Source organism: Sporosarcina ureae DSM 2281 (genome assembly GCF_000425545.1).
GTDB lineage: Bacteria > Bacillota > Bacilli > Bacillales_A > Planococcaceae > Sporosarcina > Sporosarcina ureae.
In genome coordinates this window covers 23,205-43,196 of record NZ_AUDQ01000010.1, presented here as the reverse complement: position 1 = coordinate 43,196, position 19,992 = coordinate 23,205, and the positions used below count along the sequence as shown (strand labels likewise).

Sequence of the window (19,992 nt, the reverse complement as noted above, 5' to 3'; positions counted from 1 at the left end):
AGGAGAGCAAGTTGACAAAAGTATTAGAAGTAAAAGACCTCGAGCTTTCCTTCCACACATTTGCAGGTGAAGTGAAAGCGATTCGTGGCGTAAACTTTGATTTGCATAAAGGAGAGACGCTCGCTGTTGTAGGTGAGTCAGGATCGGGTAAATCTGTAACGACGAAATCAATCATGCGACTCCTGCCTAAATCAAGTGCTGAATATAAGAATGGTCAAATTCTATTTGAAGGAAAAGATCTAACGAAAATTCCTGAAAAAGATATGCAAAAGATTCGTGGGAAAGATATTTCGATGATCTTCCAGGATCCGATGACTTCGTTAAATCCAACTATGACAATTGGAAGACAAATCATGGAGCCAATCTTAAAACACCAAAAGCTGAATAAATCACAAGCGCGTAAGCAGACGATTGAACTATTGAATTTGGTCGGTATACCGAATGCCGAAAATCGTTACAAGATGTACCCTCACCAATTTTCTGGTGGACAGCGTCAGCGAATCGTTATTGCGATTGCGCTTGCATGTAATCCGAAAGTATTGATTGCGGATGAGCCGACCACAGCACTGGATGTCACGATACAAGCGCAGATTCTCGAACTGATGAAAGACATCCAGAAGAAGACTGATACGTCTATCATATTTATCACGCATGACCTCGGTGTAGTAGCAAACGTCGCCGACCGAGTGGCGGTTATGTATGGTGGCCGAATCGTTGAAATCGGTACAGTAGATGAAATCTTCTATAATCCACAGCATCCATATACATGGGGCTTACTAAGCTCCATGCCATCTATGGATTTAGAAGATCAAAAGCTATATGCGATTCCAGGTACACCGCCTGATTTATTAAATCCACCAAAAGGGGATGCGTTCGCTTTGCGTAGTGAATATGCAATGAAGATCGATATGGAGCGTCAGCCTCCTTTCTTCAAAGTGAGCGATACACATTACGCAGCGACATGGTTATTGCACCCGCAAGCACCACAGGTTGAACCGCCTGCCCTTATTATTGAACGTATGAAAACATTTAAAGGTAGCCGGTACTATGTTGATCAGACGGGAGGTACTGTGTGATGTCAGACAATTTAATTGAAGTGCGTAACCTTAAACAATATTTTAATGCAGGGAAATCTACTGAGGTTCGTGCGATTGATGATATTAGCTTCACTATTAAGCGCGGAGAAACATTCGGTTTAGTAGGCGAGTCAGGTTGTGGTAAATCCACAACAGGTCGTACAATAATCCGATTATATGATGCGACAGCAGGTCAAGTTCTCTACAATGGGGTCGATGTACACGCGCCAAAAAGTAAAAAGGAAAATCATGAATTGAATAGAAAGATGCAAATGATCTTCCAAGATCCTTATGCTTCTTTGAATCCACGTATGAAAGTTTTGGATATTATTGCAGAAGGATTAGATATACATGGTTTAGTAAAAGGTAAAACGGAGCGTAAACAAAGAGTAATTGACTTGCTTGAGACTGTTGGTTTGAACCGTGAGCATGCTGAGCGTTACCCGCATGAGTTCTCAGGCGGTCAGCGTCAGCGTATCGGAATTGCACGTGCATTAGCTGTAGATCCCGAATTCATCATTGCGGATGAGCCGATCTCAGCGCTGGATGTTTCCATTCAAGCGCAAGTCGTCAACTTGTTGAAAGAACTGCAGGAAGAAAAAGGGCTGACGTATTTATTCATCGCTCATGATCTATCGATGGTAAAATACATTTCCGATCGTATTGGCGTAATGTATTTCGGTAAACTGGTGGAGATGGCTCCAGCGGATGAGTTATATCGAAACCCCATGCACGCTTATACAAAATCTTTGCTGTCAGCAATTCCTTTACCCGATCCTATTTATGAACGTTCCCGTGTGCGCCATCCGTATAATCCGAAGGACCATCAATATGGTCCTGACGAAAAAGTGGAATTTCATGAAATTGCTCCTGAACACTTTGTATTATGTTCAGAGAAAGAACTCGCCGAGATGCAAGCTACACGTGTATAAGATAAGATCCTTCTGACTCTATGGTTGTCAGGGGGATTTTCTTTTTAACTAATTCAATCCAACAGTTTACCTGATAATTTGTACGTTTCCTCGAACATTGTGCTAGTATGGAAATAATAAATACCATTTGAATCGATAGGGTGTGTTTGAAATAAAGAAATTGACGGAGACTGTTCAAAGACAATTGATGGAAGCAGTCATTAATGGTAGTAGAGTTGGAGCACTAATAACAGATGCTTCGCAAGAGGATAATCCGATAATTTTTGCTAACAAAACATTCGAAACGATGACGGGGTATACTCAAGAAGAAACACTTGGGCGTAATTGTAGGTTTCTTCAAGGCAAAGATACAGATCCAACTGCAGTATCGAAGATCAGAAAAGCTGTTTCTGAAAGAGTGCCTATCACAGTCGTTTTGAAAAACTATAAAAAAGACGGAACATTATTTTGGAATCGACTTAGTATCCGTCCAATTATAATTGACGGAGTACCCTATTATATTAGTACGCAAACTGATGTTTCAGTACAATACAGACAAATAGAAGAGCTACATACAAAAGACCATGAAATAGAACAGCTAATGTTACCTATTATGAGAATTTATGATGATTTGGCGGCCGTGTCATTAATTGGTCAAATGACGGAAGAACGTTTTAATCTATTAATTACAAAATTGAGTGACTATGTTCACTCGAATGAAGTAGATCATGTAATGATTGATATAACAGGTTTATACTGGCAACAAGGGACTTCAATTGATCGGTTGTTGGAAATACAGCAAGTACTGACGCTTATAGGGTGTCAACTTTATATTACAGGCATCTCGCCAGAACTTGCACATAAATTAGCAGCAGCTAAAGATCCTCAACAAAAATTAAAAACTTTTTCAAGTATACAGCAAGCAATTCACTATATTCAGCGATAGAGAAAAGACCTCTACCCTAACGAAAAGTTAGAGTAGAGGTCTTTATCAGATACCGAGTTGTTCTTTTACATCTTTAATTTGTTCAATATGGCGGAGTTCGTGGTAGCCGACGAATGGAATCCACTGCGTAAGGCTCATTTCGCCAAAAACAGGGTGTGGATAAGACTTTACTGCTAGTTGATCTTCCGACGTGTTTTCGGCTACACCGTGTAAAGTCGAATGAGTAGCTTTGAGCTTACATTTCAAGTCGTGGAGAGTAGAAAATTCTGTAGTTGGTATCACAAAATCGGGTGCATCTACTTTTCTAGAACGATCAACAGTTAATTGAATCGGCTTATCTGTAGTAATGTTTTGGTCTTCGTCAGAAAGCTTAGTTTGAATAGTTTTAGCGACGCTACCTTCCATTAAATACAGATGTTCTAAGATTTGTTTAATGGACCATCTATCTTCAGATGGTTTCTGATTAATCACTTCATCCGATAGGTGTTCTACTTGTGCTAAAAGCTCTTTGCGTGCTTGATCATTAATTTCCATAGTCGTCACCCCTTTTTATAATAGTATCATTGACTAGACAATAAATCTTTTATAAAAGCTTGAAGAAAAGGAGTGCGAAGCGTGAAAATACATCAACCTAAAATACCCGATCGTTTAACGCCGGTGCAGTTACAAGACTTACTTCACGAGGAGGATTCATCTCTACAAAATGCAAGTATTATCGATTCACGAATAGATGGGCAAACAATAGAACATGCACAATTAACAAGCATGCTCATTAAGAATTCTAGTTTTCAAGGTGCTTTTCTACCAGAGCTATTTGCTACAGATGTTCGATTTGAAAATTGCGATTTTTCCAATGCAGACTTGACGGGTATAAGTATACATCGAGTGAGTTTTCATAATTGTAAAATGCTTGGTGTCAATTTCACGAATGCCAGATTTACGGATGTGTTATTTGAGGAGTGTATTTGCAGTCTCTCTGCATTTGTCCATGCAAGATGGGAAAGAGTGTGTTTCGAGAACTGCCAAGTGAGAGATGCAGATTTCTTCGATTGTAAACTGAAACATACGTATTTCATAAACTGTAATTTGGATTCTGCAAGTTTTGACGAGACACCTCTAAAAGGCGTGGAAATCAACACTTCAGAATTTAAGAGCATAACAGTATCTATGAAGGAATTGGATGGTTGTATCGTATCTTCTTTACAAGCAATTCAATTTGCTTCCATGTTGGGATTAGATATTCGTGATGAATAAAGCGAATGGACTAGGTACTAAAATAACTTCAATTAAAGGAGCTATGCTATGTTTGAGCATCAAGTAACAGAGGATATTTCATTAAGATTAGTGGGACAGAAAGACGCAGAAGAATTATTCGCTGTTGTGGATGGATCAAGGGAACACTTACGCGAGTGGTTACCGTGGGTGGATTCTATGACGGAAGTGGATCAGTATGGTCCAATCATTCATGCGTGGTTACAACAATTCGCTGATGAGGATGGTTTCCAGGCAGGTATTATGTACAAGGGACATCTGGCAGGTTTTGCAGGATTCCATACAGTAAACTATACAAATAGACAAACGAGTATTGGTTATTGGCTGGCGCATGAATATCAGGGAAAAGGCATTATGACTTCAGTAGTGTCTTCCCTAGTAGACTATGCATTTGAAGAATATGATCTACATCGCGTAGAAATCCGATGTGCCATGGGGAATACAAAAAGTCAGGCAGTTCCTGAGCGATTAGGATTTAAGAGAGAGGGAGTTATTCGCGACGGAGAGTTTTTATATGATCATTATCATGATTTAATCGTATATGGAATGTTAGAAGATGAGTGGAAGAAGTGTAAAAAATCGTGAAACGTTTCGTGCAGAGTCCTTTTTAAAATGGACTCTGTTTTTTATCATTATATTTTGGTTATAGTACAATTAACATAAAGGGGTGAATCGTTCTGCTAACTACTACTGAAATTGATAAAGAGCTAACGAAGAACAGGAGGTTGGAAATCGCAACATTTGGAATGGGATGTTTTTGGGGTCCTGAAGCACGCTTTGGTAGCTTGCAAGGCGTCATAAGAACACGAGTAGGTTACACAGGTGGGACTACAGTGGCGCCAACCTATAAGACGATAGAAGATCATACTGAAACGGTGGAAATCGATTATGATCCTACAAGTATTTCTTATGAAGAAATACTTCTTCATTTTTGGCGTAATCACTATCCGAATCGTGATCAATACAAAGGGCAACAGTATGTCTCATCATTGCGCTTTCATAACCAACAACAAAAACTGATAATCGATTTAGTAAAAAGTGAAATGGAGAAAGAGCTTGGTGAACCAATTGAAACGGAAATTACCCCTGTAGGTCATTTTACTTTAGCTGAAGACCGCCATCAGAAATATTATTTGAAGCGTTATCCGAATGTCTTGGATAAGTTATATTGGCTATATCCTTCTGAGGAGTCGCTTATCAATTCGACATTTGCGGCAAGATTGAATGGATTTGTCAAAGGTTTTGGCACGCGTGATCAAATTGTGACTGAAATTGAAAGTTGGCCATTACCTGAAAATGCACGTCAGCAACTCATTCGGCAGTTCATGATATTAAAGTGGTGAAATCAGTGAAATACTGGAAGTTTTCTTCTTGTAACTTCAATCGGTGGTTGCTATGATATTCCAATATCAACTTAGAATGAGCGTAGGAGAGAGTACATGAAAAAAGAATCCATCACGTTAGGTCTGCTACTAACCAATTTACTGATCGCATTTTTAGGAATCGGATTAGTCATACCTGTCATGCCAAGATTAATGAATGAATTACATATATCGGGTACGGTGGTTGGTTATATGGTCGCGACTTTTGCGATGGCCCAACTGCTTATTTCACCACTATCAGGAAGATGGGTAGATACCTTTGGTCGAAAAAAGATGATTGTCGTAGGTTTGATCATTTTTAGTTCTTCTGAATTCTTGTTTGGGATTGGACAGACATTGCCCGTACTATTTGCATCCCGGATTTTAGGTGGGATTAGTGCGGCTTTCATTATGCCGGCTGTTACTGCCTTTATTGCAGATATCACCACGATGGAAACTCGTTCTAAGGCATTAGGTTTTATGTCTGCTGCCATATCTACCGGATTTATATTAGGTCCAGGGGTTGGCGGATTTTTAGCGACACATGGTACTCGGGTTCCTTTCTTCTTTGCTGGAGGATTGGCTTTGTTTGCGGCGATCTTTTCCTTTATTGCATTACGTGAACCAGAACGTTATCAAGAAGCGGTAGCGGAGGATGTAACTAAACCTGGGTTGAAGCGGATTTTTGCACGTCATTATTTTATCGTCTTTATTATTATATTGATTTTATCTTTTGGCCTCGCTTCATTTGAATCGATTTTCAGCTTATTCGTTGATCATAAGTTTGGATTCACGCCGAAAGACATTGCAATCATCATTACAGGAGGCGGTCTGGTCGGAGCAGTCGCGCAAGTAGTGTTATTCGACAAGCTTGCGAGAACGATAGGAGAGAAACGTCTGATCTTTTTTTGTTTAATCTTTTCATCCATTTTAGTTTTTCTGACAACGTTCGTGCAAAGTTACTTTTCCGTACTGGCTGTTACAATGATTATTTTTGTAGGGTTTGACTTGATACGACCGGCAGCGACTTCTTATTTGTCGAAAATTGCGGGAAATGAACAAGGATTTGTTGGTGGCATGAACTCGATGTTCACGAGTATCGGAAATGTCTTCGGTCCAATCATCGGTGGAGCGTTATTTGATGTAGATGTCGATTATCCGTTTTATTTCGGAGCATTTGTATTATTACTTGGCGCAGTATTGAATTATCTATGGATTAAACGAACGCCATCTTTCAGGCCTAATATCTAGGGGGAATTGAATTGACGATTATTGGTTTTGTCCGGCATGGTGTGACTGCATGGAATAAAGAAGGACGTGCACAAGGGAGTTCGAATATTCCGTTGGACGAAGAAGGTATAGAGACTGTAAAGAAGCTGGCATTGCGCTTGGCGGATGAGAATTGGGACCTCATATTTACTAGCCCTATGACACGTGCTAGACAGACCGCAGATTTAATTGCCGCTCAATCGGGGATTGAAGTTGTGGAAGACGATCGACTGCGCGAGCGAAGTGGCGGTTTGATCGAAGGAACGACGGAGCAAGAACGACAGCAGAAGTGGGGGCCTCAGTGGAGAGAACTAGATTTGCAGTTCGAGACGGGAGAAAATGTTGTGGCCCGAGGTCTTGAATTTGTGAATGAACAGGTCCAGGAGAATCCTAATCAACGTCTACTCGTCGTAAGTCATGGTAGTTTTATAAAACGGGTGATTGTGGCTTTGATGGAAGATGAAAAATATACAGTCAAGATCGATAACGCTTCATTGACTATAATCAATATAGAAAAGAAAAGTTGCTTGCTGTTAAATGACACACTACACGTAACGGGAGGACTAAATGGAAATCCACTATGAATTAACGGAACAAGATGTGATAGCGTTTAATTTATATCATGTGAAGAATTCTAAAGTCGGTAAAAATTCATTGCAATGGCAGCGGTATATATCGCCGCTAATATTTTTACTGTTTGCATATTTTTTAACTGTTTTTACGGATATGGCGAAAGGTCCGTTATTTGTTACGTTTGGGCTAACTGCGATATTATGGGTAATTTTTTATCCTAAATATTTTTACTTTCATATTACACGACAAGTGAGCAAGATGCTTAAAGGCGGTAAGAATGAAGGGCTTGTTGGAGAACATTTTATGAAGCTGAATAAGACAGGCATAGCAGATCAGACAGCAGTTGGTGAAACAAAGGTACAATGGGCTGGTGTGAAGCAGCTAATAGAAGACCCGGATTATTTCTATATATATACGAGTACGGTGAGTGCATACATTATTCCGAAGCGAGGTGTATACTCCGTTGATGGGCTAAAGACTTACGTTCAACAGCGGATTAAAGCGTAAATAAAAATCAGAGGCTACCGAGCCTCTGATTTTTTATTTTCCTAACCGACGATATCTCCAAAATGAAATTAGCAGTATAATACCTGACCCAATTGCCAGTTCGGTATAGGAATCTATCAAGCTATAGGCTAGTGTTGAGAAAGATCCAACCGCGATAATTCCAGCGAATAGACGGTTTTGCATCTTCACTTGAAATGTACGTTGATCTATATCTCGTTGTTTGAGATACGTATGGATCAATACAGGTTGCTCCAAAAACGAAGAGATTTTTGGACCGAAACTGCGAATCTGTCCCAGGCCAGCTAATACTGTGCGTTGGTACTCTTTTCTATTCGTGAAAGGGTTCTTCTCTTTACTTTTTTTCTTGGCCCATTCAACTAAACGGGGGCGTGTAATAGCGAGCAGATCTATTTCGGGATCTAGTATATATAGCACACCGACAAAAACAGAGACTGCACGACCTAAAAATGCAAATTCAGCAGGCATTTGCACAGGTTGTGTTCGGACAATGACTTGCAGATCTTGTAGAAGATTTTCTACAACCATACTATTCACGTCATATAAGTCATTCGTTTCATATGCTTTAACAACTTTCTCAATTGCTTTTGCCAACACTTTACGGTTTGCATGAGGGAGTAAAAAGTTCAAAGTTTCGAGACCGTCAATCACACGATCGTATTGTTTTAAAATTACACCTTCTGTAACGACAAACATCGCATCCGCATCTTCTTTTGTAATATTTACTACCATACCGAAATCAATCAATACGAGCGTACCGTCTGAACGTATGAGAATATTACCGCCATGGGGATCAGCGTGGAACTGACCTCCTTCAAGGATTTGTTCTAAAAATAAACGGAAGAGCCGATTAGATAAATCTTTGCGATCGATATGATGCTTTTCAAGAAACGCAAGATCGGTTATTTTAGCACCTTCAATCCATTCCATTACAAGCACTTTTCGAGTCGTATACTCATCATAGTAGACGGGGAATTTTACTCCTGTCATATTCGGGAAGCGTTCGGCAAAACCTCGTCCGTTTCTCATCTCTTCGACAAAATTCAATTCTGCCCCGATAACGTCTGCCATTTCTTGATAAAGTACATTCAAATCGATTTGTTTACTCAATGAAGACCACTTTTTCGCAAGCCAAATCACAATTCGTACCGCTTTAAAATCCGCGCGCAAAATCCGTTCAATGTCAGGGCGTTGGATTTTAATAGCAACTTCTGATCCATTATGTAGTACTGCCTTGTATACTTCGCCGATAGACGCGGATGCGACAGGCTTTGACGAGATATCTCGTAAGTACTCGCTATGCGGTTTATCCCATTCATCATCTAGTAATTGTAATGCCATTTCTGAAGGGACCGGTGTTACTTGATCAGTCAGACCCTCTAACTCCTCAATGAATGATGCGGGCATGATATCTGCACGTGTAGAAAGGAACTGCCCTAGTTTGACGAGTAATCCACCTAACTCAAGAGCTGTCTTTTTATAGATTTTTGCTTGATTGGTAACAAGCGTGTTCCATTTTTCGGCGACAGCAGGTGTGAAATTACCTCGATGACGTTTCTGGAATAATAGTACTTGAATAAAAAACACGACCGCCATCCAGACGATACGTATAATACGATAGCCAGTAGAACGCTTCATAGGCAGTCCTTCTTTCTGCAACATACATAATTATTTTTTACTAGGTTTCATCTCATTTAAGCCAATTCTCATCGCAGCTATCGCACATGTAACATTTAATATGATTGCGATCGCTAAAAATAACCACTTCAATTTTTCAGGTAAATCGAGAAAAATCGCTAAAAATAAAAATGTAAAGCCGATTACAAGCATGGACAGATACATAGCCAATTTCTTCGACACAAGTAGTCCACCTTTCTTAAGTTTTACCCTCATTGTATCATGAAAAAACGAGGAATTTAAAATGCGTGTTTTTATTTCGCAGTTCTTGGGAATAATAAAGTTATATAAATTAGACGGGAGTGTGGAAAATGACAAAGAGTTATGCAGATACACCTAATGATGATCATGATAAGAGTTCAGCAAAAGTAGCTAATGATGCAGCAAAAAAAGCAGAAGAACAGGTAGAAGAAATAAAGAAAGATGCAAGGGAACAAGTGAAAAAGGAAAATAAATAAAGTTAAAAAGCGATTATTTCCGCGGAAATAATCGCTTTTTCATCCTATTCATTTATTTTAGCAAATAATGTAACATACGGTCCTTATCATCAAAAAACTGCTTCATAATTTGGTAATGACTTGTTTCTTCTAGTGTCGTTTCTTGCGCACCTTCATCAGTAAATTCGATGATTTTTGCACCTGGATAAGATAGTAGAAGTGGGGAGTGCGTTGCAATCATGAACTGTGAGCCTTCACCAACTAAATCGTGGATCCTGCTTAACATGGATAGTTGACGCATTGGTGATAAAGCTGCTTCTGGCTCATCCAGTAAATAAATGCCATTCCCTCTAAAGCGATGAATGAATGTTGCCCAAAATGATTCGCCATGGGACTGTTCATGCAATGAAGTCCCCCCAAAGCCATCTATAATCCTAGGGCTAGGACCAGGTGCACGATCTAGCTCTTCAATTGTCGTTGCTAAATTGTAGAAAGTTTCAGCACGCAAAAAGAATCCATCGGTCGGTCGTATGACGCCTTTGATGAGCGTAATATATTCATCCAATACGGAATGGGAATTATAAGTAGAAAAGTTGAAGTTTAGTGAACCACCTTCAGGATTGAAACCAAAGGCAACGGCAATAGCCTCAAGTAATGTCGACTTCCCCATACCATTCTCTCCGACAAAAAATGTCACGTTCGGATGCAAAACTAGCTCAGTTAGCGTGTTGATACTTGGCAAATGAAAAGGATACTCTTCAAATGAAGGAACTTGATCACGCTTTAAACGCATTCCACGAATGAATGTGTCTGAGTACATACGATTCTCCTCTCTCTATGGTATACAATGATTGTTAACGTACGGAAATCAATTCAAAAGGTCGGGCTCTTCGCGTATGATTTTTTCCCATAGTGGGTTGAAATTTTGCTAACCGTCAATATCCCTACCTACTTGTTTTGGAGTGCTTTCGGCATGCTCTGGAGGAATAGGACTTACAATGCCGGCGGCTTAAGTGAACCTGGCATGAACGTTCGAGCCTACTAAACCAAAGTGCAATAGCATCAACCGTTAAGGGGACATGGTTTTTCATGAAGACCGCTTTATCATCCGCTAATGTATTTGCGACTTTTACTCCTTCATCCTCTTCATACACAACACCTGCAAACTCTTCCAATACAGAGTGATTAGCGTAAAATGCACAAGCATCTTGTGTTAAAGGATTGATCAATCTACCTGTCGATGCCCATCTTCAAAGATATTTATTAAATACCCTCCGCCTATTTTTAATAAAAAATGCGTTCTACAAAAAGAATAACGTGCCATCACGAAAATATCAAATACAGTTTGTTGTTTTTAGTGATCGCATATTGAATTTTCAAGCAACTTCACAGCATATGTGATGGGTTGTTGATAGAATACATGGTAGACAACGAGTAATGAAAGGGGTATGTAAAATGAATCAAGATCAAAAGATCGTGTTCTTTGATTTAGATGGAACATTAATGAATCATGACAAAACAATTTTAGACTCGACGAAACAATCACTCGCGGCATTGCGGGAAAAAGGCATATACACTGTTATTTGTACTGGTAGGGCACCACTTATGTTCAAATGGTTACTAGAAGAACTATCGTTTGATTCCTATATTTCCATGAATGGACAGCATGTGGTATTGGATGGAGAGATAATCTACTCGAATCCTATGAAGCCTGAGGTTATACAACAACTTACCGATTATGCACATAAACAAGGGCATGGATTGACATACTCCACGTTTGAGTCATTCGTAACGAACGTAAAAGAACATCCACTTGTTCAAGAGGGAACAGCACGTTTAAAAATACCTTATCCCCCTGTAGATTCTGAAGTATATTCTCACTCTGACGTGAATCAAGTACAAATTTACTCCACTCCTAAGGAAACGGAAAAGTACATGGAGTTATTCAAGGATTATTCCTTTATAAGATGGGATGAAAACTCGGTGGATATGTTGCCAGAAGGGGCTTCCAAGGCGATTGGTATTCAAAAAATGCTAGAACACATGAATATACCTATTGAAAACAGCTATGCATTTGGAGATGGTGCGAATGACATGCAAATGATCGAGACAGTAGGTATCGGGGTAGCTATGGAGAATGCCATACCGGAATTAAAAGAGGTAGCAGATTTCATCACTGCATCTTGTTCAGATGATGGTATTATGAAAGGCTTAATCAAGGTAGGTTTACTAAAGGAAAAAGATATTCCATTACTGCATGATAGTATTAAGCAGTGAGTCAAAAGGCATGAATTAGATTTCATTGTTGACAGTTATGTGAACGAAGAGTATATTTAGATGATATACAAAAAGGGAATATTTTAATTTTTCAAATTACTCATAGAGTAATTTGGTTCACATCTTGGAGGAGGCCATATTTACAATGAAACTAGAAAAGCAGTGTCGGGAATCAAGGGTCGTACGAACGAGCAGGGTATTTCCAAATGATGTCAACAACCATAATACATTGTTTGGCGGACGTTTAATGAGCGATATTGATCAAATTGCATCGATTTCAGCAGCTCGGCACAGCAGAGCAGATTGTGTTACGGCATCTATGGATTCCGTTGACTTTCTGTATCCAATCCGTCCTTCCGATTCAGTCTGCTTTGAGTCATATGTGACATGGACTGGAAAATCTTCCATGGAAATATTTGTGAAAGTTATTGCGGAGGATTTGGCAACTGGTAGTTGTAAAATTGCGGCCACCTCATTGTTAACATTTGTTGCATTGGATGAAAATAAAAAGCCACTAACGGTTCCACGTGTTATTCCTGAAACAGAAGAAGAAATATATTTACATGAAACTGCACCACAGCGAGCGGAAATTCGTATCATGCGTAAACAGCAAAGTAAAGATTTGGCCTCAGTATTAACGAATAACTATCCATGGCATGATCCGGCACAAGTCAATGCATAAAATACTCAGTCAACTACGTTTGACTGAGTATTTTTATAAAAGATGTATAAAACTCAATACTTTGTTACATACTACGAATAGATAGGACGTTCTCTAATTAATTTTCTTGGAGGATACCTATCTTTTTATTGTTATAAAATATAATTAACTACATAAATAGCTTCACGTATCAAAATATAGTTAGTTACAGCTATAATGAGAGGTATTATAGTAGAAGCAAGGAGATGATTCGTTTATGGTTAAAACGATTACTGCAGAGGAATTGTTCAGGAAAATAAAAGCCGAGGAAGCACTTGTACTTGTAGATGTACGTGCTGAGGACAAATATAACCATTTTCATATCGAAGCTAACACGGTAGAAGATATAAACATGCCGAAAACGGAAATCTTTGCGTTAGAAGACGAAGTAGAGAAAGTGAATCCACAGTTAACGAAAGATAGAGAAATGATTATTACATGTACAACAGGAAATTCTGCAACTAAATGTGCAAATATCCTTTCTAGTAGAGATTACGATGTTACGGTATTGGAAGGCGGAATAACCGCATGGAAAGAATATATTAGTAACGAGTCAATTCAACGGATGTGGGAAGAATTTAAGAATGTTCATCCCGATGCACCTGAACATTACGAAGCATGGTCTTTCGGAAATTCGAAACAAATGGCGGATGAACTTGCAGAATTAGTAGTGAAGGGAACTAAAACAGCGACTTCATCTAACTATAGACTCTATGAATTAGAAGGTGAACCATTACCGATGGTAGGTCTTCATAATATCATTCTTGACGGCAAGGGAATGGCAGTCGCAGTCGTGGAGACTGTTTCAGTAAAAGTAGTGCCTTTTGATAAAGTGACAGAAGAGCATGCGTATTTGGAAGGTGAAGGTGATCGTTCATTGCGTTATTGGCAAGAAGTTCACGAAGAGTTTTTCATAAAAGAATTAAAGGAAGTTCATCAAGATTTTCATCATGAAATGCCGGTAGTTTGTGAGACGTTTAAATTGGTGTTTAAGAACTAAATTAGTTATGAGGGATTATTGGGCTAACAGTAAATAGTGAAAACAGCATTCATTTCAAAGCTAAGCTACTGATGTTGAAATGAATAGGAGATGCCGAAGCCGTTTTGTTACGACTTTCAGCATCTCCTTTTGTTTATATAAAATTATTGCTGAATAGGGTCAACTACCTCTTTTTCTTTGACCGTTACAACATCTTTACCTTTGTATACCCAACTCTGTAGTAGTGGCTGAAAACGCGGCATGATCTTGCCAAGAATTTTCCCAATAAAATATGCGGCGAGTATAGTTCCTATACCGATGGCCCCAAGTGATTGAATAAACACTAAACAGACGATACCCGCAAGTGAGACGTTTACCAAATCACTAGTGATTTTCGCTTTGCCGAATTTCATCTTAAATTGGTCGCTTACAACATACGTCAGTGCATCGTAAGGCATTAAGGGCAATTCCGCTGAAAAATAGGCTAACAATCCAGCTGATATAATATAAAAACTTATCAATAAAAATAAATACTTACCTACTAGTGTTTCAGGAGCAGGAAGTAATTGTACGATGGCCAATGTCAAATCCATAAAAACACCAAATAGGAATACGATAACTAACTGAACAACGAATTCACGTAATCCAACACGTTTTTTATTCAAAAGAATCTGTGCGAAAACAAATAAAATATTTGCAAGTATTGTCGTTATCCCTATCGTTAATCCGGATGTGAGGGAGATAGCGTAAGCTAATGATGAAACAGGAGAAACTCCAAGGTTAGCCTGTATAGAGAAGCTAACGCCTAGTGATAATAAAAATAACCCTATTACATACAGGGTAAGTCGTTTGGAAATAGTATTCATATGGAAGAAGGACCTCTGCTTTCGTTATCTAACACAATTAATTTTATCATGTAAAGTGAGATATAAATAATATATAATAGTGAAAGACGACATATGAAATAGTGTATAACGGAGTGAGAACCATGGAGATTAAACAGCTTCATTATTTCAAGGAAATTGTAGATCAAGAAAGTATTTCGAAAGCTGCACTTATTCTGCACATAGCTCAGCCACCACTTAGTCAACAATTGAAGAGGCTTGAGATGGAACTTGGTACAACGTTGATTCATCGCTATCGAAAAAAATGGGAGCTGACAGAAACAGGTCATATCCTGTATCGATATGCAAAAAAATCACTACTTAGCATGGAGGACGTTAAGAGACAAATCGAGGAAATTGAAAAAGGTAGTGCAGGAACATTACGTATTGGTGTTTCGTCTGCCTGCTTGAATCTGCTCGTTGACTACGTCAGCATATATCGTAAACTGTTTCCGAATGTCAAAATCAGCATTGAAAAAGGGAATTCCGAAGAATTGCTGAGGAAGCTGGATCATAAAGAAATTGAGGTCGCTTTGTTATTGCGACTGGAACATAGTGCACACTGTGATGTATTGGCGTTAAAACAACAGGAATATGTGGTAGTGTGTCCGCGGAGCTGGGGAGATGTTTTTTCATCCGAGCTTGTTACATTTCAAGATCTTGCCGAGCATCCTTTTATTATGCTTGCTGCAATGGAAGGCCATTCGTATTATGAAAACATCCTAAAAGCTTTTCAAGAAGCACATACTATTCCAGACATTGTAATGGAGAGCAAAGATCTGACCACCGTAATTGCAATGGTTAGTAAAGGTTTAGGCTTTTCTATTATTCCACGAGTAGCTTATGCGGTACCAATGGAACAATTAAAAATCTATGAATTAAAGCAATTTGATTTCCGTGTTGAGCCAGTCATGATTAAGACGAAGGGTGAACGAGTTTCTAAAGCGACGTCTCATTTTTGGGAGTTAGTAGATTCTATACGTACCGACATTACCCATGACTGGCAGTAATCCATATGGTGCGATTGTGACTGTAGGTAAAGACCATAATACGTAAAAATCCAATCACATACGTGATTGGATTTTTTGTATAGATTTTTATTTCACTTGTTCTTTCGTTTCTACTTTTTGCACTTCTATTTTCTTGGGCTCATCATCATCATCCATAATGTCTTTTGCCGATTTCTTGAATTCAGACAACGTTTTTCCTACTGCCGAACCAATTTCGGGTAATTTACGGGGTCCGAACAAAATTAAAATAATCACTAAAATAATAATTAAGCCAGGTACTCCAATTGCGGCTAAGTTCATAGCGATTCCTCCTCTCGTAGCTTTAAAAAATGTAGTCCTCTTTACATCATAACCTATATTTGATCTCATAAAACACTATTTAAGGATTTAAATGAAGAAGAGTATTTCTACACTCTTATGATTAAATTTCCAAGGATTGGACAAACTAACAAATAACTTGTTTGATCAGAAAGTAGTGATGAGTATGGATGAAGCAACATGTCATATAGAGCCACCTGCATACTTTACACGTTTGGCTACACGACTGGAACCAACCGCGGATATAGTGAAAAAAACCTTGAAAAGTAGAGATCGAGTAGTGCACCTTTTGTATTTGAAAAGTGTAGTGGATATGATGCAACTACAAGAAATTGTGGTGAAACCTTTCTATGAGATGTCAGCCGAACAGAATTTTGCAGAGTATATTCAGTCATTACCTTATGAAACCAAGATGCCAACTGGGGATGAAGAGGTTCTTATAGAAATAACGAAGGGTAATGTATTTGTCATGATCGACAAGCAAATAACGTTACTTGAGTTAAAGATAGTAGCAGCCAATGCGGTGCAAGAAGCCATTATGGAACCTACCATTCATGGTCCCCAACTTGGACTGAGTGAGAGTATTGAGACGAATATTAACGTAATTCGGCAACGTTATCATAAGCCGTCCTTAATTATTGAACCAATGCAATTGGAAGATGCTTCGAATCGTGATATTGCGTTAATTTATGATGAAGAAAGAGTAAAACCCCAACTATTGAAGATAATCAGAAAACGTATTCTCACCTTAGAGGTAGAACTAGTTCAGGGAAGTTCAGACTTACAGTATTACATGAATAATAAAAAATACAGCTTGTTTCCAACCAGTCTTCTGACTGAGCGACCGGATCGTATACTTCATAATATGGCGGTTGGAAAAGTTATTATTTTAGTAGATGGAAGCCCTCATGCAATTATTGCACCTACAACGTTTTTTGATTTTATGCTTTCGATGGAAGATGCGTATTACTCCTTTTGGGTAGTATCGTTAATCCGGTTTCTTCGATATGCAGGATTGTTTACATGTATTATGCTGCCATCTATATATGTTGGGGTTACTTCCTATACACCGGAAGTCCTCAGGACAGAGCTTGCCTTGACGGTGGCTGCGAGCAGGATTGGCGTTCCGTATCCCTCATTTATTGAAGTGTTTTTCATGTTGATCTTTATTGAACTGCTGACGGAAGCTAGTATGCGGTTGCCAAATAGTATCAGCGCTACGGCTACAACAGTTGGGGGACTTATACTTGGAACTGCAGCAGTAGAGGCTGCATTGACATCAAACATCATGGTCATCGTCGTCTCCCTTGTAGCGATCTCCACCTTTGTTATCCCGATAAGTGAAATGAATTATGCTGTCCGGGTCTGCCGTTTTTTACTATTGTTATATACGACGGCATTTGGTCTAGCAGGTATGGTACTCGGAATGCTGGGTTTGTTGTTGTATTTGGTGAACAAAGACAGTTTCAGTGAGCCGTATTTACGGATGTTTTGGAAAAATAGACAAGAAGAATTGAAGGCGGATGATTCATGAGCCGCTTTGTTTATTTTTTACTCATATCCAATATGATTGCTAACCTCATTGCTGCTAGCCCAAGAATCTTTTTCGCTAAAAGTGAAGAAGGGGCAATTATCACGATGATCATTGCGTTATTTTTTGGCGTATTTATGAACTGGGCATTGATCACTTCTTTTAAAGCGTTTCCAGGGAAGAGCTTACCGCAAATTTTATCTTTATATCTATCGAAATGGATTACTATCCCAGTATTAATCATCTTAGGAGTAATTTGGTATGTATCAGGCCTTCAGACGCTGATTACTTATATAGATATTCTATTGCGATTTTTAACGCCAGAGATGTCTGTTTATTTAGTCATTGCGATGTTCATTCCGGTGATCACTTTTGGAATAATTATGCAGAGTCGAAATATATTATTTACACTTGAATTGGTGTTTGTTTTGGCGGTTCCTGCTGCAGCATATTACGTAGTAAAACTCTATTTTGCTGAACAGGTCAGCTGGGATCATGTGGCAATTGCGATGACTTTTATCGATAATCCGCCAGACTATACAGTGTTTTCTACTACGACTTATTTATTCGCAGGAACTTTTGATATCATTATTTTCAATTCGCTCCTTAAGAAAAAAATGACTTTCGGTATTAAACAAGCTTTAATTGTGTTCATACTGGGCGCTTTTGCACTTTTCACTACCTATTTTATTCCAATTGGAGTATTAGGATTTGATCAAGTAGAAAGTACCCTGTACCCATGGATTCTGACCAGTGATTCTATTCGAATGAAGTTCGGGGTAATTGAGCGTGTAATATTTATCTTTTTGCTACTATTCTTGGCAATTGCCTTTTTAAATATTACAATTCATTGGCATGTTGCTTGTAAATTATTTCAAAGTGCATTTGATATAGAACAATTGAAAATAAAATGGCGTGAAAAAATTAGTCTTGTAATAATGGTTGTAGTATTTTGGTCCATAGCGATCTATACAACATTAAAAGTGACCGAGTACGATCTGTTTCTTTTTAGTAGGTATTACTTTAACTTTATTCCAATTGTGATGACTGCTCTGATAAGTCTAATGCTTGTAGTAAATAGGAGGGCGAAGTCTTGAAATTCCTCTCAATGAGTAAGTGGTTTATGGTGGTTTTATGCATGAGTGGTGTTTTGCTTCAATATGGCTGTGCGTTCAAAGATATTGATAAACGCCTTTTTGTGTCTGCGATTGGGATTGATCCTGCCGAAAATGTAGAGAACGGATACAAAGTAACATTAAAAGTTGCTTTACCGTTTGGGGCGATTAAGGATTCTGAGAGGCCGAGTTTTGCTTATCTTTCACGCGAAGGACAATCAATAGGCGAAGCGATTCGCATGCTGGAAACACATGTAGACAAAGTATTGGAACTAGGTCACATGAAAACAATTATTGTTCATGAAAAACTTCTTAGGGATGATATGCAATCATTCATGGATTATTTTATTCGACGCGGTGATATTCAATTAATCGCGTATGTTGCAGGGGCCAGGCCTTCTGCCGAAACGATTTTAAAAGTAGAGCCAAATACTGAAGCGCCGGCATCAGTTGCTTTAATCAACTTTTTTGGAGCAACGGCGAATGATAGCCCATATGTTGTGACGACTTATCTGTTTCAATTGCGTAGAGACATCCTTGCAGATGGTATTAATCCTGTTCTGCCATTGATTGAGACAAATGCAGGAGGCGATGAACTAATAGTAAATAATTCCGTAGTAGTTGACGGTAGAGAGGATCCGGCTGTTCTATCTACTATTGAAACGAAGTATTTTAATTCTTTATTGAAAGATTCAACTGGATTTACCTATCTAGTCAAAGAAGGAAGCCTTAAATTATTATTGAACTTTAGCCAAAGTAAAATGACGTATCAATTTGTACCGAGTAAAGGAAGTGGAGCGCCACGTGCGATAGATATGCACATTGTGATGAAAGGAACGATAGGTGAAGCCAATAAAGATTTATCTATTGCTAAATTGGATGACTATAATAGCTTGGCCTCAAAAGATGTGAAACAAAGGGTCATGCACTTTCTAACTAAAATGCAAGAGGAAAATCTGGATCCTTTTGGTTTTGGCTTACGTTACCGAGCTACCCGATTGCATACAGAAGATATATTTACTACGTGGCAAAAAGCATACCCTGATATAGAGTTTAAAGTTACTGTAGACGTCAAACTACAGGGAACAGGATCGATAGAATAATTACTAGAAAAACGTCATCCATCACAGT

23 protein-coding genes are annotated in these 19,992 nt (G+C 38.7%); 17 read left to right on the top strand and 6 right to left on the bottom strand.

Annotation, left to right across the window (positions count from 1 at the left end; translation table 11 throughout):
* The first annotated feature begins 11 nt into the window (after positions 1–11).
* The 3 genes from H605_RS0110745 to ytvA all read left to right on the top strand — a co-directional run bounded on the left by H605_RS0110745 (position 12) and on the right by ytvA (position 2,933).
* Complete coding sequence (locus H605_RS0110745; protein WP_029054210.1) at positions 12–1,076, top strand: ABC transporter ATP-binding protein; 1,065 nt, start codon at positions 12–14, stop codon at positions 1,074–1,076.
* Complete coding sequence (locus tag H605_RS0110740; RefSeq protein WP_029054209.1) at positions 1,076–2,008, top strand: ABC transporter ATP-binding protein; 933 nt, start codon at positions 1,076–1,078, stop codon at positions 2,006–2,008. Before H605_RS0110745 ends, H605_RS0110740 begins: the two co-directional genes overlap by 1 nt.
* Positions 2,009–2,195: 187 nt before the next feature.
* The gene (ytvA, locus tag H605_RS0110735) at positions 2,196–2,933 is read left to right on the top strand and encodes a YtvA family blue-light photoreceptor (protein ID WP_051210557.1); all 738 of its coding nucleotides are present in this window, start codon (positions 2,196–2,198) and stop codon (positions 2,931–2,933) included.
* A gap of 45 nt (positions 2,934–2,978) precedes the next feature.
* On the opposite strand, the gene H605_RS0110730 is transcribed toward ytvA, so the two are convergent.
* Complete coding sequence (locus H605_RS0110730) at positions 2,979–3,467, bottom strand: DinB family protein (protein WP_029054207.1); 489 nt, start codon at positions 3,465–3,467, stop codon at positions 2,979–2,981.
* Positions 3,468–3,548: 81 nt separating this feature from the next.
* Here H605_RS0110730 and H605_RS0110725 point away from each other — a divergent pair, with 81 nt between their 5' ends.
* From H605_RS0110725 to H605_RS0110700, 6 genes are all read left to right on the top strand, one after another.
* Positions 3,549–4,187, top strand: coding sequence for a pentapeptide repeat-containing protein (locus H605_RS0110725; RefSeq protein ID WP_029054206.1), 639 nt, complete (start codon positions 3,549–3,551; stop codon positions 4,185–4,187).
* Positions 4,188–4,235: 48 nt separating this feature from the next.
* Complete coding sequence (locus H605_RS0110720) at positions 4,236–4,790, top strand: GNAT family N-acetyltransferase (RefSeq protein ID WP_029054205.1); 555 nt, start codon at positions 4,236–4,238, stop codon at positions 4,788–4,790.
* A 140-nt stretch (positions 4,791–4,930) separates the two neighbouring features.
* Positions 4,931–5,548, top strand: coding sequence for a peptide-methionine (S)-S-oxide reductase MsrA (msrA, locus tag H605_RS0110715; RefSeq protein ID WP_232321264.1), 618 nt, complete (start codon positions 4,931–4,933; stop codon positions 5,546–5,548).
* Positions 5,549–5,644: 96 nt separating this feature from the next.
* On the top strand, positions 5,645–6,817 hold the full coding sequence (locus H605_RS0110710; RefSeq protein ID WP_029054203.1) for an MFS transporter: 1,173 nt from the start codon (positions 5,645–5,647) through the stop codon (positions 6,815–6,817).
* 11 nt (positions 6,818–6,828) lie between these two features.
* Positions 6,829–7,419, top strand: coding sequence for a histidine phosphatase family protein (locus tag H605_RS0110705; protein WP_029054202.1), 591 nt, complete (start codon positions 6,829–6,831; stop codon positions 7,417–7,419).
* Positions 7,403–7,915 (top strand): YcxB family protein, encoded by a 513-nt coding sequence (locus tag H605_RS0110700; RefSeq protein ID WP_029054201.1) that lies wholly within the window; start codon positions 7,403–7,405, stop codon positions 7,913–7,915. Before H605_RS0110705 ends, H605_RS0110700 begins: the two co-directional genes overlap by 17 nt.
* Positions 7,916–7,948: 33 nt before the next feature.
* Here H605_RS0110700 and H605_RS17765 read toward each other — a convergent pair whose 3' ends face one another.
* Positions 7,949–9,571 carry an ABC1 kinase family protein gene (locus H605_RS17765; RefSeq protein WP_037561924.1) on the bottom strand — a complete coding sequence of 541 codons (1,623 nt, stop codon included), beginning with the start codon at positions 9,569–9,571 and terminating at the stop codon, positions 7,949–7,951.
* 30 nt (positions 9,572–9,601) lie between these two features.
* Positions 9,602–9,793, bottom strand: coding sequence for a hypothetical protein (locus H605_RS0110690; protein WP_029054200.1), 192 nt, complete (start codon positions 9,791–9,793; stop codon positions 9,602–9,604).
* 128 nt (positions 9,794–9,921) lie between these two features.
* Between H605_RS0110690 and H605_RS18960 the strand changes: the two genes are divergently transcribed.
* The gene (locus tag H605_RS18960; protein ID WP_155979518.1) at positions 9,922–10,068 is read left to right on the top strand and encodes a hypothetical protein; all 147 of its coding nucleotides are present in this window, start codon (positions 9,922–9,924) and stop codon (positions 10,066–10,068) included.
* Positions 10,069–10,120: 52 nt separating this feature from the next.
* On the opposite strand, the gene H605_RS0110680 is transcribed toward H605_RS18960, so the two are convergent.
* Positions 10,121–10,867, bottom strand: a complete 747-nt coding sequence (locus H605_RS0110680; protein ID WP_029054199.1) for an AAA family ATPase — start codon at positions 10,865–10,867, stop codon at positions 10,121–10,123.
* 635 nt (positions 10,868–11,502) lie between these two features.
* On the opposite strand from H605_RS0110680, the gene H605_RS0110675 reads away from it, so the two are divergent.
* The 3 genes from H605_RS0110675 (at position 11,503) to H605_RS19670 (ending at position 14,024) form a co-directional block, all read left to right on the top strand.
* The gene (locus tag H605_RS0110675; protein WP_037561921.1) at positions 11,503–12,324 is read left to right on the top strand and encodes a Cof-type HAD-IIB family hydrolase; all 822 of its coding nucleotides are present in this window, start codon (positions 11,503–11,505) and stop codon (positions 12,322–12,324) included.
* A 145-nt stretch (positions 12,325–12,469) separates the two neighbouring features.
* Positions 12,470–13,006 carry an acyl-CoA thioesterase gene (locus H605_RS0110670; protein WP_029054197.1) on the top strand — a complete coding sequence of 179 codons (537 nt, stop codon included), beginning with the start codon at positions 12,470–12,472 and terminating at the stop codon, positions 13,004–13,006.
* Between the two features lie 235 nt (positions 13,007–13,241).
* Positions 13,242–14,024 (top strand): ASCH domain-containing protein, encoded by a 783-nt coding sequence (locus H605_RS19670; protein WP_081657916.1) that lies wholly within the window; start codon positions 13,242–13,244, stop codon positions 14,022–14,024.
* 143 nt (positions 14,025–14,167) lie between these two features.
* On the opposite strand, the gene H605_RS0110660 is transcribed toward H605_RS19670, so the two are convergent.
* A complete protein-coding gene (locus H605_RS0110660; RefSeq protein ID WP_029054195.1) occupies positions 14,168–14,869 on the bottom strand; it encodes a YczE/YyaS/YitT family protein in 702 nt (233 codons plus the stop codon).
* Between the two features lie 122 nt (positions 14,870–14,991).
* Between H605_RS0110660 and H605_RS17760 the strand changes: the two genes are divergently transcribed.
* Positions 14,992–15,897: a LysR family transcriptional regulator gene (locus H605_RS17760; RefSeq protein WP_051210555.1), complete on the top strand. Its 906-nt coding sequence runs from the start codon at positions 14,992–14,994 to the stop codon at positions 15,895–15,897.
* An 87-nt stretch (positions 15,898–15,984) separates the two neighbouring features.
* Here H605_RS17760 and tatA read toward each other — a convergent pair whose 3' ends face one another.
* Entirely contained in the window at positions 15,985–16,197 is a 213-nt protein-coding gene (gene tatA / locus H605_RS0110650; RefSeq protein WP_029054194.1) for a twin-arginine translocase TatA/TatE family subunit, read from the bottom strand.
* Positions 16,198–16,333: 136 nt separating this feature from the next.
* Here tatA and H605_RS0110645 point away from each other — a divergent pair, with 136 nt between their 5' ends.
* Genes H605_RS0110645 through H605_RS0110635 form a run of 3 tightly spaced genes read left to right on the top strand, consistent with a single transcriptional unit; the run spans position 16,334 to position 19,964 of the window.
* Complete coding sequence (locus H605_RS0110645; RefSeq protein ID WP_232321262.1) at positions 16,334–17,749, top strand: spore germination protein; 1,416 nt, start codon at positions 16,334–16,336, stop codon at positions 17,747–17,749.
* The gene (locus H605_RS0110640) at positions 17,746–18,843 is read left to right on the top strand and encodes a GerAB/ArcD/ProY family transporter (protein ID WP_029054192.1); all 1,098 of its coding nucleotides are present in this window, start codon (positions 17,746–17,748) and stop codon (positions 18,841–18,843) included. Before H605_RS0110645 ends, H605_RS0110640 begins: the two co-directional genes overlap by 4 nt.
* Before the next feature lie 11 nt (positions 18,844–18,854).
* Positions 18,855–19,964, top strand: a complete 1,110-nt coding sequence (locus H605_RS0110635) for a Ger(x)C family spore germination protein (protein ID WP_155979517.1) — start codon at positions 18,855–18,857, stop codon at positions 19,962–19,964.
* Positions 19,965–19,992 lie beyond the last annotated feature (28 nt).

Excerpts from the sequence above, each read along its gene's own strand:
- tatA (WP_029054194.1), bottom strand. The coding sequence starts at position 16,197 with ATGAACTTAGCCGCAATTGGAGTACCTGGCTTAATTATTATTTTAGTG.
- H605_RS0110670 (WP_029054197.1), top strand. The coding sequence starts at position 12,470 with ATGAAACTAGAAAAGCAGTGTCGGGAATCAAGGGTCGTACGAACGAGC.
- H605_RS17765 (WP_037561924.1), bottom strand. The coding sequence starts at position 9,571 with ATGAAGCGTTCTACTGGCTATCGTATTATACGTATCGTCTGGATGGCG.
- H605_RS0110660 (WP_029054195.1), bottom strand. The coding sequence starts at position 14,869 with ATGAATACTATTTCCAAACGACTTACCCTGTATGTAATAGGGTTATTT.
- H605_RS17760 (WP_051210555.1), top strand. The coding sequence starts at position 14,992 with ATGGAGATTAAACAGCTTCATTATTTCAAGGAAATTGTAGATCAAGAA.
- H605_RS0110740 (WP_029054209.1), top strand. The coding sequence starts at position 1,076 with ATGTCAGACAATTTAATTGAAGTGCGTAACCTTAAACAATATTTTAAT.
- H605_RS0110635 (WP_155979517.1), top strand. The coding sequence starts at position 18,855 with ATGAGTAAGTGGTTTATGGTGGTTTTATGCATGAGTGGTGTTTTGCTT.
- H605_RS0110720 (WP_029054205.1), top strand. The coding sequence starts at position 4,236 with ATGTTTGAGCATCAAGTAACAGAGGATATTTCATTAAGATTAGTGGGA.
- H605_RS0110640 (WP_029054192.1), top strand. The coding sequence starts at position 17,746 with ATGAGCCGCTTTGTTTATTTTTTACTCATATCCAATATGATTGCTAAC.
- H605_RS0110700 (WP_029054201.1), top strand. The coding sequence starts at position 7,403 with ATGGAAATCCACTATGAATTAACGGAACAAGATGTGATAGCGTTTAAT.
- H605_RS0110680 (WP_029054199.1), bottom strand. The coding sequence starts at position 10,867 with ATGTACTCAGACACATTCATTCGTGGAATGCGTTTAAAGCGTGATCAA.
- ytvA (WP_051210557.1), top strand. The coding sequence starts at position 2,196 with ATGGAAGCAGTCATTAATGGTAGTAGAGTTGGAGCACTAATAACAGAT.
- H605_RS0110710 (WP_029054203.1), top strand. The coding sequence starts at position 5,645 with ATGAAAAAAGAATCCATCACGTTAGGTCTGCTACTAACCAATTTACTG.
- H605_RS0110730 (WP_029054207.1), bottom strand. The coding sequence starts at position 3,467 with ATGGAAATTAATGATCAAGCACGCAAAGAGCTTTTAGCACAAGTAGAA.
- H605_RS0110675 (WP_037561921.1), top strand. The coding sequence starts at position 11,503 with ATGAATCAAGATCAAAAGATCGTGTTCTTTGATTTAGATGGAACATTA.
- H605_RS19670 (WP_081657916.1), top strand. The coding sequence starts at position 13,242 with ATGGTTAAAACGATTACTGCAGAGGAATTGTTCAGGAAAATAAAAGCC.
- H605_RS18960 (WP_155979518.1), top strand. The coding sequence starts at position 9,922 with ATGACAAAGAGTTATGCAGATACACCTAATGATGATCATGATAAGAGT.